General features: G+C 58.0%; 10 protein-coding genes. 6 read left to right on the forward strand and 4 right to left on the reverse strand.

The genetic code is table 11. From position 1 onward, the window contains the following. Nucleotides 1-135: 135 nt before the first annotated feature. The 4 genes from ADA16_RS09185 to nagB all read left to right on the forward strand — a co-directional run bounded on the left by ADA16_RS09185 (nt 136) and on the right by nagB (nt 4213). Nucleotides 136-1911 carry an ABC-ATPase domain-containing protein gene (locus ADA16_RS09185; RefSeq protein ID WP_048761194.1) on the forward strand — a complete coding sequence of 592 codons (1776 nt, stop codon included), beginning with the start codon at nt 136-138 and terminating at the stop codon, nt 1909-1911. 96 nt (nt 1912-2007) lie between these two features. Beyond that, nucleotides 2008-2796: a MerR family transcriptional regulator gene (locus ADA16_RS09190; RefSeq protein ID WP_048761197.1), complete on the forward strand. Its 789-nt coding sequence runs from the start codon at nt 2008-2010 to the stop codon at nt 2794-2796. Nucleotides 2797-3016: 220 nt separating this feature from the next. Next, nucleotides 3017-3328, forward strand: coding sequence for a hypothetical protein (locus tag ADA16_RS09195; protein WP_048761199.1), 312 nt, complete (start codon nt 3017-3019; stop codon nt 3326-3328). Nucleotides 3329-3427: 99 nt separating this feature from the next. After that, a complete protein-coding gene (gene nagB / locus ADA16_RS09200) occupies nt 3428-4213 on the forward strand; it encodes a glucosamine-6-phosphate deaminase (protein WP_048761204.1) in 786 nt (261 codons plus the stop codon). Nucleotides 4214-4233: 20 nt separating this feature from the next. Here the strand turns inward: nagB and ADA16_RS09205 are convergent, their stop codons facing one another. Beyond that, nucleotides 4234-4743, reverse strand: a complete 510-nt coding sequence (locus ADA16_RS09205; protein ID WP_082150693.1) for a cation transporter — start codon at nt 4741-4743, stop codon at nt 4234-4236. Here ADA16_RS09205 and ADA16_RS09210 point away from each other — a divergent pair. Together ADA16_RS09210 and ADA16_RS09215 are read left to right on the forward strand one after the other, a co-directional pair. Beyond that, a complete protein-coding gene (locus ADA16_RS09210; RefSeq protein ID WP_048761207.1) occupies nt 4742-5827 on the forward strand; it encodes a lipoate--protein ligase family protein in 1086 nt (361 codons plus the stop codon). The genes ADA16_RS09205 and ADA16_RS09210 overlap by 2 nt on opposite strands. 158 nt (nt 5828-5985) lie before the next feature. Further along, on the forward strand, nt 5986-7824 hold the full coding sequence (locus ADA16_RS09215; protein ID WP_048761372.1) for a BCCT family transporter: 1839 nt from the start codon (nt 5986-5988) through the stop codon (nt 7822-7824). Nucleotides 7825-7840: 16 nt separating this feature from the next. Here ADA16_RS09215 and ADA16_RS09220 read toward each other — a convergent pair whose 3' ends face one another. From ADA16_RS09220 to ADA16_RS09230, 3 genes are all read right to left on the reverse strand, one after another. Then, on the reverse strand, nt 7841-8806 hold the full coding sequence (locus tag ADA16_RS09220; protein ID WP_048761210.1) for an ADP-ribosylglycohydrolase family protein: 966 nt from the start codon (nt 8804-8806) through the stop codon (nt 7841-7843). Between the two features lie 6 nt (nt 8807-8812). Continuing rightward, nucleotides 8813-12526, reverse strand: coding sequence for an exonuclease domain-containing protein (locus ADA16_RS09225; RefSeq protein ID WP_082150694.1), 3714 nt, complete (start codon nt 12524-12526; stop codon nt 8813-8815). An 82-nt stretch (nt 12527-12608) separates the two neighbouring features. Next, a complete protein-coding gene (locus ADA16_RS09230) occupies nt 12609-13181 on the reverse strand; it encodes a histidine phosphatase family protein (protein WP_048761216.1) in 573 nt (190 codons plus the stop codon). Nucleotides 13182-13206: the final 25 nt, after the last annotated feature.

The following is a 13206-nucleotide window of genomic DNA, read 5'->3' on the forward strand; positions in this document are numbered from 1 at the left end:
CACGCTACCTTCCTGCAGCAACGGCGCTACCGCACACGGTCATTTGCCCCAGGCCGTTCCAGGAGCGAATCGCGCTGTCTCATCTGCCGCTACACTCGCGGGAAGAGCACCCAACTTCTCAACGAAAGTAGAAATATGCCCGCTGACCTTTATCGACGTCTCTCCAACCTCGATGGCAAGAGCTACGGCGCATACAAATCTCTTCGTGGCTCCCACGACCTGCCGGATCTGGACGCGACGCTGTTTATCGACAAGGTCCAATCCGACCCTTATGCTCCAGCATCACGGGCACGCGTCCACATTCCGCTGTCAGTGCTGGACTATCGTGGCGCATCCCACTCACAACCGGGCAGGTTCAGCACCGCTGAGCTCGACTTATTGAATCGCCGCCTCGTGCGAGCTTTTAAGAAGTATGGCCGCGGGCTGTTTATCGATTCTCCGGGGCAGCAGGTCTTGCGCCGAACAGCTGTCGCTGAGCTCCGTGCAGGTGCGCACGACGTCGATAAGCATGACGATGCCCTCCAGATCTGCCTGGAAATCCAGCTGCCCGCCCGTGGTCGACGCATTCTCGGGCGTGAGGCGGCGCGCTTGATCTGTGAGGATTTGTTGGACGCGCTTGACGACGCCATTGTGAACGCACCCATCAATGCGCTCGAGGCAGCCGTGGAATTGGAGTATGACCAGCTCTTTTTGCGCCGTGCGGTGGCGGACGCGGATCTGATTGGGTTTGTGGCAGACGGGTCGGTGTTGCCCCGTCAGGCGGGCAATAGCCAGCTGCCGAAGCCCGGCGCGACTGCGTTTACCTCGCCGGAATCGTTGCAGCACAGTTTTCAGCTGCCATCGGGTAAAACGGTGCACGGCATGGGCATTCCGCGGGGCGTGACGTTGATTGTCGGCGGTGGCTACCACGGCAAGTCCACATTGCTGTCCTCTCTGGTCACGGGCGTTTATAACCATGTCGCTGGCGACGGCCGCGAGTTTGTGGTCGCTGACGAGACTGCGGTTGCGCTACGTGCCGAGGACGGCCGGGCCATCACTGGTGTGGATATCTCGCCGTTTATCAACGGTCTTCCCTCCGGTGATGACACGACCCGGTTTTCCACGACGAACGCGTCGGGGTCGACCTCCCAAGCTGCGGGTCTGATGGAGGCGCTGGGTGCCGGTGCGCGCGTGTTGCTCATCGATGAGGACACCTCCGCGACCAACTTCATGATTCGTGATGAGCGTATGCGCCGACTCATCCCCGATGACCGCGAGCCGATTACTCCACTGGTCGCACGGGTCCGCGAGCTCTGGGAGGACCACGGGATCTCCACGGTCATCGTCGCTGGTGGTTCTGGTGCGTTCATCGATGTCGCGGACACCGTGATTGCTATGGATGCGTACACGCCTTACGATGTCACCGAGCGCGCCCGTGAGCTCCGAGAATCTGCCACTCCGGCTGCACCTTCGCCAGCTTTTGCGCAAATTGGTGAGCGTTTATTGCGGGCGGACTTCCCTGTCGGTGAGGGGCGTGGTGGACATGGTGGTCGTGGTGGTCACGGGCATGGTGGTCGTGGTGGTCACGGTGGTCGTGGCCGCGGCGCGAAACCGCCTAAGCCACCGCGTGCTCGTGGCCTGGAGTTGATTCAGGTGGGCAAGGACAATCTTGACCTGCGCGCTGTTGGCCATTTGATGGATTCCTCCCAAACAGAAGCCATTGCCCGGATTCTGGGCGCCGTCGTAAAGCAGCTCGATGGGCGTACTGACCTCACCGAGCTAATCCAGCGCGAGTACGACAACTTTTGTCATTCGCTCTTCGACGCGGCAGCTGCGTCTACCAATTCTGGTCATCTGGCCGAGCCTCGTTTCCAGGAAGTTGCGGCGGCAATCAACCGGCTTCGGCTCTTGCGGTCGGGCCTCGCAGATTGACGGTCGCGAGAACGGCACACCTGCGGCTGCCGCAACTAACTTCTTCGACGGTTTTCGGCGTCGGGTCTTGACCTTGACGCGGCGTCAAACAGAAAGATGATTCCCGTGAGCAACAACGACAACGAGTACACCATCGGCGAGGCAGCTGAACTGTTGGGCGTTACCACGCGCACGCTGCGACACTGGGATACCATTGGGCTTCTCAGCCCGCAGTATCGCACGTGGTCCGATTACCGCCTCTACACCGATGAGGACATCGACACCGCGCTGGAGATTCTGGTCTACCGCGCCGCTGGTGTGCCGTTGAAGACTATCGGGGATTTCATCCACGGCGATTCCTCCCCGATAAGTCGGAAAGATCGTTTGCTCGCACAGCGAACTGTTCTCACCGAGAAGATCGCTGACCTGCACCACATGGTGCAGGCTCTGGACAAACTGATTGAGGAAGGACACACGATGGAAGCAAAGACGAAGGCAGAGCTTTTGGGCCGCGACTGGCAGAATCTAGAGGCCGAGGCTGAGGAGCGCTGGGGTGACACCACCGAGTGGGAGCAGTCCCAGCAGGCTCAGAAAAACATGACGGATAGCGACTGGGCTGCTCTTGAGGCGGAGGCCAAGGATTTTGCCGATGCGCTTGGCGACGCTGCCGAGCGCCACGTGGAGCCAGGTTCCACTGAAGCGGCTACGTTAGTTGACCGTCACTTGTCCTCTATTACCCGCTTCTACGAGGCTGGTCGAGAGAAGCAGATTCTGCTGGCTCGCATGTATATCGCTGATTCCCGGTTTGACCGGTATTACCGTGGCAATGCTGGCTATTTGCTGGAATTGATCGAAGCTCAGGCCCGTAAGGAAGGTATTGACCCGGCTACTGCCGAGTGGCGGTAGGTGGCGTGTAGCGGTAACTGGCAGGTGTCGCTAGGTGGCGTCTGGCGCTTTCATAACCCCGAAATATATGAACCAATGGGTTACCGATTTACATTTGCCGTGGGATTGACGGATAATTGAAATAGATTAGCTGTCACACTGTCATAGCTATGATGCCCATTTTTATGGTTCTGTTTCCCTCATGACTCCGTCATATCCCCGACTCGGGAAGGAATTAACTATGAAGTTCTCTCGCTCTCTCGCCGCTATCACCATCGGCGCCGCTACTGTGTTTGGCGCTGTTGCTGCCTCTCCTGCTATCGCACAGGCGATCAGCTGCCCCTTTGCTCCGGTGCACAAGTATGAGGCACACCGTTTCTCCGGTTCTTCAACTTCGGCAGATGCTTTCAAGGTTTGGTTTAACGGTGGTGTCTACATTGAGCCAATCGTCGAAACGCTGGATTTGGTTGATCTTCAGGTTAACGAGACCCAGGTTGCTTACGCCGGCGACATCATCTACAAGGATGAGAACGGTAACTTCTGGGTGAAGTAACTCAGTACGACTAAACACTCAGGGCAGCGGCACCTACGGCCTTGCCCTGAGCGTTTTTCATTTTCTGCCGCGCGTTAGCTTTTTCTGGAGTGTTCCACCATGGAAATCATCATCGTCGATTCTGAGGCCGAAGTCGCGAACATCGCTTCGGACTACCTCGCTCACTACGCAAATAAGGGTGCAAACCTTGGTGTAGCGACAGGATCGACCCCGCTTGCGACGTATCGGGAACTGATTCGTCGCCATCGGGCTGGTGATGTCACTTTCAAGGACTGCAGTTTCTTTGCACTCGACGAGTATGTGGGGCTGCCCATCGAGCATGAGCAGAGCTACTACCACGTGATTCACAATGAGTTTTCCGATCACGTGGATGTCGACCCGGCGCGTGTCCATATTCCCGATGGTCTCGCAGACGACATCGGCGCAGCCTGCGAGGACTACGAACGCAAGATTATCGAGGCCGGTGGCATCGACATTCAGTTGCTCGGCATCGGCACCAATGGGCATGTCGGGTTTAACGAGCCCGCCAGCTCTTTTAGTTCTCTGACCCGCATTAAGACGCTGCACCCGCAGACCGTGCTGGATAACGCCCGGTTCTTCGACTCCGCGGACGACGTGCCGTACCACGTGGTCACCCAGGGGCTTGGCACTATTTCACGTGCGGGCCATCTCCTGTTACTGGCCACCGGCACCGCAAAGGCGCACGCTATTGCCGCCTCCATCGAAGGCCCACTGAGCGTTTCTATGCCCGCGTCCGTATTGCAATTGCACCCACGGGCCACGGTTGTCATTGATCAGGCCGCAGCCAGTGAGCTGAAGAACAAGGAATACTACGAGTTCACTTATGCTCATAAGCCGCAGTGGCAGAAGGATATGTGGAAGTAAGAACACACGACTAGTCAGTGCTAGTCGTCGTCATCGTCCATCTCTAGCTCGGGGTCTTCGGCGCGCGCCTGCTCGTAGACTTCTTTCGCGGCCGTCAGGTTAATGACGCCAATGACAAGCCCAACAACGATGTCCGGCCATGCGCTGAACCAGAAAATGGTGACCACTCCGGCGGCGAGGATGAGCAGGTTCGCCAGGACGTCGTTACGCGCCGCCAACCACGCGCCACGCATGAGCGCACTGTCAGCCTTGCGTAGGTTCATCAGCAAAATCGCGCAGATTAGGTTGATGACCATCGCAATAATCGCAGTCACTGACAGCGTTAGTGGCTCGGGCGGCTCACCGCTCATCATCTTCCAAATGGCGGTGCCGAACGCCGCAATCGCCGGAATCAGGATTAGCCCGGCAAGGCCGAAGCTTGCTTTACGACGGCTCGCCAGCGACCAACCCAACGCGGTGAGAACCAGCAGGTTGATGAGGTAAACACGGAGGACATCGTAACGCCCGGCGCGAGTACCATCGAAACCCATGACCCCCGCACAGAAATTTCACTCAGAAATGAAGGTTCCCGGCGGCAAATTGGTTGTTGCCGACTGCGAGACCACCGGTGACACTATTTCGTCGATAAGCATTTCGGGCGATTTTTTCCTCGAACCCGATGAAGCCTACGACATTATTAATGACGCTCTCCTCGGTGCGCCTGCCGGGGACAATACGGAACGCCTACAGGCTCGCCTCGATGCGGCGCTAAAGGATTTTGAGGATCAGTCTGGTCGCGAGGTGCGACTGCACGGTTTTGATACCCACGTCATTGCGCAGGTCGTTCGCCGCGCACTGACACAGGCCGTCGACTTCACTGATTTGGAGTGGGAGGTTTTGCAGCCGGGTATCCTGCCGACGGTGATGAATGTTGCCCTAGACGAAATCCTTCTTGATCAAGTCAATTCCGGGCAGCGTGGCCCGACTCTGCGTTTCTGGGATTGGGATGATCGTGCCACCGTTATCGGTTCATATCAGTCTTATGTCAACGAACTCGAGCCCGAGGGCGTAGAGAAGCACGATGTGCAAGTGGTGCGTCGTCTCTCCGGCGGTGGCGCGATGTTCATGGAGGGCGGCAACTGCGTCACCTACTCGATCTATGTGCCAGAGAAGCTGGTTGCTGGTCTTAGCTACGTCGAATCCTATGAATTCCTCGACCGCTGGGTCATTGCTGCACTCGCGCAGCTCGGCGTCAATGCGTGGTATGTCCCTATCAATGACATCACCTCCGATGGCGGCAAGATTGGTGGTGCCGCACAGAAGCGCCGTGGCTCAACAGTGCTTCACCACGTCACCATGAGTTATGACATCGACGCTGACAAAATGATGGAAGTCCTGCGCATTGGTAAGGCCAAGATTGCGGATAAGGGGCTACGTAGTGCGAAGAAGCGCGTCGATCCGCTCCGTCGCCAGACCGGTGCCAGCCGCGTGGAAGTTATTGACACGATGAAGCAGACATTCATCAACCGCTACGGTGCCGCCGAGGCATCGCTTTCCGACGAGGACTTCGCTGCGGCGCAGCATCTTATTGACACTAAATACGGCACGGAGGGCTGGACTCACCGAGTCCCCTAAACGTCGCACTGCTTACTTGTATACGACAGCTGGTCGGGAAAAGGAGTTAACTAAAGGAGACAAGTAAACAAAGGAGAGTCGACGTGAGCGGCGAGAAGAAACAGCGTCAAAAGAAAAATCTAAGCCCTCTTGATGAGACCCTGGATAAAGCTCGCGGTATGCGTGCCAAGCGCGCCATCGGCCTCTATCCTGCGAATATGCACCCAGGTCTGGTGCCGGGTTTCAGTGTTGAAGAACTGAAATACAAATTCGGTCTGGACAAGCTGGTTTTCGGCGTCAACGCGGTGCTGATTATCGCCTTTGTCATTTGGGGTGTCACCAGCCCTGAAACAGTTTCCTCGGTTTCTTCGGCCGCTCTGTCCTGGGGCCTGGAAAACTTCGGCTGGCTGTTCAACGTCATTTTGGTTGTCTGCATCATTGTGATGCTGGGTGTGGCGATGTCCCGCTATGGCAATATCAAGCTGGGCAAGGACGACGAGGAACCTGAATACTCCCGTTTTTCCTGGGTAGCAATGATGTTCGCTGCCGGTATCGGTGTCGGTATCTTCTTCTTCGGCCCCTCTGAACCGCTGGAGTTCTACCACTCGCCTCCGCCGCTGACGGTTGAGCCCCACACTGAAGAGGCGCTGCACCGAGCAGTTGCCCAGGCCGATTTCCACTGGGGATTCTCACCGTGGGCACTGTATGCGCTGGTGGGTGGCGCTTTAGCGTATTCGACCTACCGACGCGGTCGCGCCAGCTTAATTTCCTCGCTATTCGCGCCAATTTTGAAACGCACTGATGGCCCCATCGGTCGCACTATCGACATTCTGGCGATTGTGGCCACACTGTTTGGTACTGCTGCCTCGCTGGGTATTGCCACACTGCAGATTGGCGAAGGTATCTCAACGCTTTCTGGCTTCACACCGTCAATGGCCGTGCTGCTGCTGATTATTTTGGTGCTGAGCGTTGGCTTTATTATCTCGGCGGTCTCTGGTGTGTCGAAGGGTATTCGACTCTTGTCGAATACCAACATCATGCTGACCTTCTTGGCTATCTTCTTCGTCTTCATCACTGGTCCAACGCTGTTTTTGATCAACCTTCTGCCATCTAGCATTTTGACCTACCTGGACAACTTCCTGGATATGTCTTCGCGTTCGCTGTCGTGGGGTCAAGAAACACTGGACTTTCAAGCCGCGTGGACCGTGTTCTACTGGGCCTGGTGGATTGCCTGGGCTCCCTTTGTAGGTATGTTCATTGCCCGCATTTCCCGTGGCCGCACGATTCGTGAGTTCATTTTGGTCACCATCATCGTGCCGACGTTTGTGTTGATGCTCGCATTCGCTGTCTTTGGTGGCACCGCTATGGACTTCGCTCGCAACAATGTTCCCGGATTTGACGGCTCGGCTTCTGCCCAGCAGGTGCTTTACAACCTGATCGGCGAGCTGCCGTTTAGTGGTGTGGTCTCTGCCCTGGTGGTTGTGATTCTGGCTATCTTCTTCATTACCTCTGCTGACTCGGCATCTGTGGTGATGGGCACGATGGCTTCCAAGGGCGATCCGGAACCGAATAAGCTGGTCGTAGTCTTCTTTGGTGTTCTCATGATGGGCATCGCCGTGGTCATGCTTCTCACCGGCGGCGAAGACGCACTGTCTGGCCTGCAGTCACTGACTATTCTGACGGCAATGCCATTCGTGCTGATCATCATTGCGTTGCTCGTATCATTCGTTAAGGATCTCACGACTGACCCGCAAGCTATCCGCACTACCTTCGCCAAGACCGCTGTCCGCGATGCCGTCATCCGCGGCCTGGAAGAGTACGGCAATGACTTCGAGCTCGCTGTCGAGCGTGCCGACGAGGGCCAAGGTGTCGGCTCCGTTGCCGGTGTGGAAACCGGCATGGAGCAGCTGACCGAGTGGTACCAGCAGACCAACGAGATGGCTGAGACGACTGATACCCACGATGAGGGAGAAAAATCGTCAAACGGTAAGACATCAAAACACACGTCTACCCATTAGTTAGTGCACTATCTAATTAGTTCCCTACAGTAGCCAGCTTCTCCGCCAATTCCGCAACATCATTCGGGTGATACTCCGCGGGCCGGTTTCGCTTCGGCGAGCAGGAATCAATCACATCCCGCCACCGCTGCGGAATGGAGGAGGCACCAAAAACGCCACCGAGAAACGCACCAACGATGGCCGCGTTGGTGTCGGTGTCGCCACCACGGCCAATGACTCGAACCAGAGAGTCCTCAAAGGTCGTGGATTTTTCTTCTACCCGGCGAAGTTCTTCATGCAGCGCCCACAGCGCAAAGCGCAGCCAGCCCTGATGCACCGAGAAATCCGGCTCCCCGCTGTTCACCATGGCACCGCTGGCCTGCCACTCGGCCTCCCACTGCGTGCGCTGGGAAGCCAGCCACTCCATCAGCGCACTCAAACCAATGCCGCGGCGCGGCTGGTGGAGGCCACCGCTGATGACGTCGGCAAGCGCGGCTGCGTAACGTGAGTTGGCGTCGATGCACACCGGGTGCGGGTGCGTGATTGCGGCGTCCTTGCGGGCGAGTCCACCAGCGTGTGCGGGGTTGCGCCAGTACGCGATAGCCAAGGGTGAAATGCGCATGAGTGCGCCATTGGCCTGGGAATTCGGGTTCGGTGCGCGCCGGAGCAACGCCGACGTGGTAGCCTCCCCCATATCGAAGGCATCGGAGTTTGCCCAGCGCACATAGGACTCGCGGACATCGGCGACATCATAGCCTTCACAGCGCACCAGTGAGCGGGCCAACGCCAGTGCCATTTCGGAATCATCGGTGGGCTGACCGGCGGCGATATTGTGGGTGCCGCCATCGGCAAGCTCGCGAACACCGTGCGGATAGCGCTGTGCGATGTCCTCTGCACTGCAAAACTCCACTAGCGCCCCGAGATTATCGCCGATGACCTGGCCATAGAGCACGCCTCGGGCACGGTCGACTACGCGGGCGAAAGCATCAGAATTGTGATTCACGGGCGCCTACAGAGCTTGAATCGTGTCGGCCAACTCGTCATCGCGGCGATGGCGCAGGCGCGACACCGTCTTGCGGCGAGGTGCATCGGCGGGCAGGCCGAGCTGCCTATTGATAGCCGCGAGCACAGCATCGACATCGAGCTCCGCAGCATTACCCTCAGCAGAGAGCTCCGCAGCGAACTCCTCATCGAGACCGAAAGCGTTGACCAGCGCTGCCAGGCCTTCCGCGTCAGGGTTTTCCGCGGGTGCACGCGTGATGTCGAAAGTGTCGCCGAAGTGAACCCACACGCGCTCGCCCTCGGCCAGCTGCATATCGTTGACGAAGCGGGAAATCGTCGACATCGACGTGTTGGTGCGCCCCACAGCAATCCGCTGGTCACCCAACCTCGATGGCAACAGCTTCTCATCCCCGTAGCCCAGACCGTACATGCCCGCGATGCCAGCGGGGATAGCGCTTCCCGAGCCACGCATATGATCGCGGTTAATGGTCAGCAGCAGGCACCACTGCCCATCGCGTAAGTAGAGATCGCGGGATTCCTCCGGCGTGGCATCGATTGGTTCCATTTCTTCGTCCGAGCGCTTACGAACGTAGCCGTCTTCCACCACGAACTCACCACCTGCGGCGTAGGTGCGCACGGAGTTTTCAGATACTCCAAACGCGGTCGCACCCGCAATGACGTCGTCAAGCAAAACGCCATCCTGCCCCTGTGCGACGGCATCATCAATGCGTCGGGAGATGTAGTCGGCGATCGTCGTCCACTCTTCCAACTCCCACTGCGCCAGCGCCCACGTGCCCGGCGCGCACCGCTTGGCCCGCGGATCAAGCGCCAGACGGCCGTCGATACCGCGCGAGTTCCGGTCGGTGATAACGGCGGCGATGTCGTCGATGTGCATCGGCTTGCCACGGTGCGCGAGCAACGCCACTGCCCTATCGCTTACCGACGTGACCTTGGTAAACAGGTGACCTTCGAAGATCTTGTACCCGGTACGCTGGGCGATCCACTCGCGCACGGTTGCCTCGGGGAGGTCGAGCTCGGACACTAATTCGGGCAGTGGAGCGATGCCGAAGTCATCGGTGAGCTGCTCGACAGCGGTGGCGAATTTGTCCTCGAACCCGTTGGCGATGAACCATTCGCCCTCAATGCCCCACTGTGCCTGGGGCACAGCAGCGCCCGCGGTGCCGGTGAGGTTGACCAGGTTCAGCAGCGGTGCGGACATCCCGTCGGGAACGGTGAACAGGCCTGGCATCTCGTTGCGGAGTCGACTGATTCTAGCCAACGGCGCGTAGCGGTGGAAGATACCGGTGCGGAGAATCTCGCAGTTGGGGCCGGCATCGGCCATCGATGTCAGCAACGCGGATTCGAGCTGCCGGACACGTTCGCGGGTAACACCGAATTGCTGACCAAGCTGATCCAGGGTGGCACCGTCGAGGAGGCGGCGGTTGAGGATTACTGGAAAGCGTTCATCCTGGTCAGCGATGCGCTGGATTTCCCGTTCCGCGCCGGTGAGGATGTCTGGGACTCGGTCATTGAGGCTTGCCACTTGTTCGCGCACGGCTTCCGGAACGTAGGCCTTGTCCTCTGTTGCGGCGAGGATGCGATTCGATGCGCCGGTGATCGCCAACCAATCCAGCAGTACCGAAGTGTCGGGAGCTGTGGTGTCGTCCCAGCTAATGCCGAAGTCTCCGGTGTTGTCGAATGGGTTGTCCGCACTGTAGTCCGTGCTGTATCCGGCGGTGTAATCCACGCTGTCATCGCCCGGTTTTTCTGCAGTGTTTTCCTCGGACTGAGCACTGTTTATCAGTGACGAAACAACGTCACCAATGTCTTTGACCTCGCCTGCTTCAAACTCGTCGAAAGCGTGCGTGACAGCATCTGCGACCAGCTTTTGGACCCGCACACGACCGTAGCCTTTTAGATCCTGTAGGTCCCGAACTGTAAGCTCACGAATCAGACGGTCGCGTAGAGAGGTGTCCTTGACCTGCGGTTCAGCCAGACCCAGCTTGGTTAAAACACGCTGCCATTCTGGGCTCTCTGGAAATACCACGAAGTTCATGTACGGCGACAGCCCTGTTAGACGCGAGGTCCGGTGATCCTTAATCCACGCCTGCGCGATTCCCAGAACATCTTCGCCGATTCCGCTGAAGTCCCTATCGGTAAGCCACGGGAAAATTGTGGTGAGGTCCCGCAGCTCTGAGATGGGATCGCTGCCCGTGGTTTCCTCACTGTCAGTGGTGGCTGAAGTGCCTGTGTTGGTTGATGCGTCTGTGCTGACCGAACTATCGGCGGTTGTTGTGTCGGCGGCAGCTGTTGTATCGGCCATGGTCTCCGGATGCGGCCCGTCGTCCGCTTCGCGCACCTGGTCCGCGAGATTCTGTTCGGCGCTGCGCTTTTGCGCAGCATTCAGCTCTGCCAGCGCATGAGCAAAAGTCACCTCATCGACAATAGGAATGCCCAGTGCACGCGCCTTTTTCGCTTTCCCCGACTGCGTGTGCACATCCGCGGCAACAAGAACCACAGAAGCCTTGATGACTCCACCAACGTCGAGGCCAGCAGCACGGGCGCGTGCTTCCCAGACCTCTCGCGGGGTTGCCATAGCCCCGGTAAAAGTCACGCGATCACCGGGGCGAAGTTGCAGTTTTCGTGCAGAAGTGACCAAATCTTCCACACGCTCACGCTCGATGTTGAGCTCTCCGGCGATATGGATAAGCCAGCGACGCTCCTGCTCAGTTACGACGCCATCGGCCCAGGCCTGCACAATGAGCTGCTGCAGGTATTGCTCGTGCAGAATATTGACATCATCTGCGCTCAGGCCATGCTCGGCGGCAATACCGTGCAGCTTGGCCAGCTCTCGCATGTCCAGCCGCCCATCGACCATCGCTTGGACCAGGAAGCCAATGTACTGGTCCGAGGCCTCATCACCAGTTCGCGGCACGTGCTGCGTGAGTGCCTTTAGCCACTGCTTCTCAGAAGCTTGTTCGCCTGTGCTTTCCTGCAGCGCAACTCCAAAGGTTGCATCTGCAGCAGTACTTGCAGCGACCGAACCTGCAGCGCTTACGTCCCCAAAACCAGGCGCATCATTGCGTTCGAGAAGTGGCACGTCGGAAATATGCAATTGTGCCAACTGCGCTGGCGCAAAATAGAGCGGCTCAGCATAACTCGCGATGTCGGGACGAGCCTGCATAAAGCGCTGGAAAACAGTTGCTGTCGCCTCGGCATCCGCAAGTGCTGTATGTTCCGCCGAGTTTTCAATACCCATGATGCTGAGCACATTTTTTAGTGAAACAGGCTGGCCAGGCATAAACTGCCGAGCCAGCACCATAGTGTCCAGCAACCAATTGCCGTCGGCAAGCTCGACGCCGAGGCGCCCGAACTCGTTGGTCAGGAACTTGTACTCAAAGGCGATATTGTGGGCGACAACAATGCGGCCGTTGAGAACATCGGCGAAGCGGCGCGCCACATGCTCGAACGTGGGTGCGCCGACTAAATCAGTGGGCGTAATACCGTGGACATCTGAGTTATCGAAACCCCGGTTCGGCTGCACCAGTGTGCGCCAGGTCCGCTCAACACGGCAGTCCGCGCCCAAGAGCACCACACCAATTTCAATCACTCTGTCGTGCCGGGAAAAACCCGTTGTCTCAAAGTCCAAGACCGCAAAGCCGGGCCTGCTACCGGTAGGCCTCATCGCTTGAAAGAAATTGCTAGGCGGAATGGATGTCATTGGACGCGGACTCCGTTTCTTTCGGGGAGATTCACATCATATGCTGGCAGCTCTTAGGCTGACAGGCGAACGGTGCCGGCGGTTACAATCCCCGCGAGAGGTTCCAGCGTAGAACCGCGGGTCGGTCATGGTAGCGACCAAGCACGGACAGGGATGCGGTATTCAATGGGAAGGACTGGCCAAGTGCAATGGGCAGTTCCAACCAGGCCGTGGTGAGTGCACGCAGCGAGTGGCCGTGTGCGAACAAAATCGCCTTGTCTTCACCCGATTCGCGCACCCTTTTGACCACGCGCTCAACGCGCTCACGGACTTCCTCCGCGGTTTCGCCATTGGGCACACCGTGAGTCCAAATCTGCCAGTCGGGAACAGTCTTCTGCACTTCCTTCGAGGTAATCCCCTCGTAGTCGCCGTAGAACCATTCCGCGAGATCCTCTTCGACTTCGAAGTCGTGGAACCCCGCCAATCGAGCGGTCTCCTGGGCGCGCTGACGGGGTGATGCCAGCACTAGCCCAAAGCCCTTCGGATCCAGCCAGCCGTTGAGGGCCTTGGCTTCTTCCCGACCGTTGTCAGTCAGCGGAAGATCAGTTACCGATGTGTGCTGCCCAGTGCGCGACCACTCAGTTTCACCGTGCCGCACGAGATATAAATCAGTCATAGTTCCAGCTTAGGCTTATTTGAAA

The sequence above is a fragment of the Corynebacterium vitaeruminis genome, from assembly GCF_001054325.1.
In the GTDB taxonomy this organism is placed as follows: Bacteria; Actinomycetota; Actinomycetes; order Mycobacteriales; family Mycobacteriaceae; genus Corynebacterium; species Corynebacterium vitaeruminis_A.

Excerpts from the sequence above, each read along its gene's own strand:
- ADA16_RS09195 (WP_048761199.1), top strand. The coding sequence starts at position 3,017 with ATGAAGTTCTCTCGCTCTCTCGCCGCTATCACCATCGGCGCCGCTACT.
- ADA16_RS09185 (WP_048761194.1), top strand. The coding sequence starts at position 136 with ATGCCCGCTGACCTTTATCGACGTCTCTCCAACCTCGATGGCAAGAGC.
- ADA16_RS09190 (WP_048761197.1), top strand. The coding sequence starts at position 2,008 with ATGATTCCCGTGAGCAACAACGACAACGAGTACACCATCGGCGAGGCA.
- ADA16_RS09215 (WP_048761372.1), top strand. The coding sequence starts at position 5,986 with ATGCGTGCCAAGCGCGCCATCGGCCTCTATCCTGCGAATATGCACCCA.
- ADA16_RS09225 (WP_082150694.1), bottom strand. The coding sequence starts at position 12,526 with ATGACATCCATTCCGCCTAGCAATTTCTTTCAAGCGATGAGGCCTACC.
- ADA16_RS09205 (WP_082150693.1), bottom strand. The coding sequence starts at position 4,743 with ATGGGTTTCGATGGTACTCGCGCCGGGCGTTACGATGTCCTCCGTGTT.
- ADA16_RS09210 (WP_048761207.1), top strand. The coding sequence starts at position 4,742 with ATGACCCCCGCACAGAAATTTCACTCAGAAATGAAGGTTCCCGGCGGC.
- nagB (WP_048761204.1), top strand. The coding sequence starts at position 3,428 with ATGGAAATCATCATCGTCGATTCTGAGGCCGAAGTCGCGAACATCGCT.
- ADA16_RS09230 (WP_048761216.1), bottom strand. The coding sequence starts at position 13,181 with ATGACTGATTTATATCTCGTGCGGCACGGTGAAACTGAGTGGTCGCGC.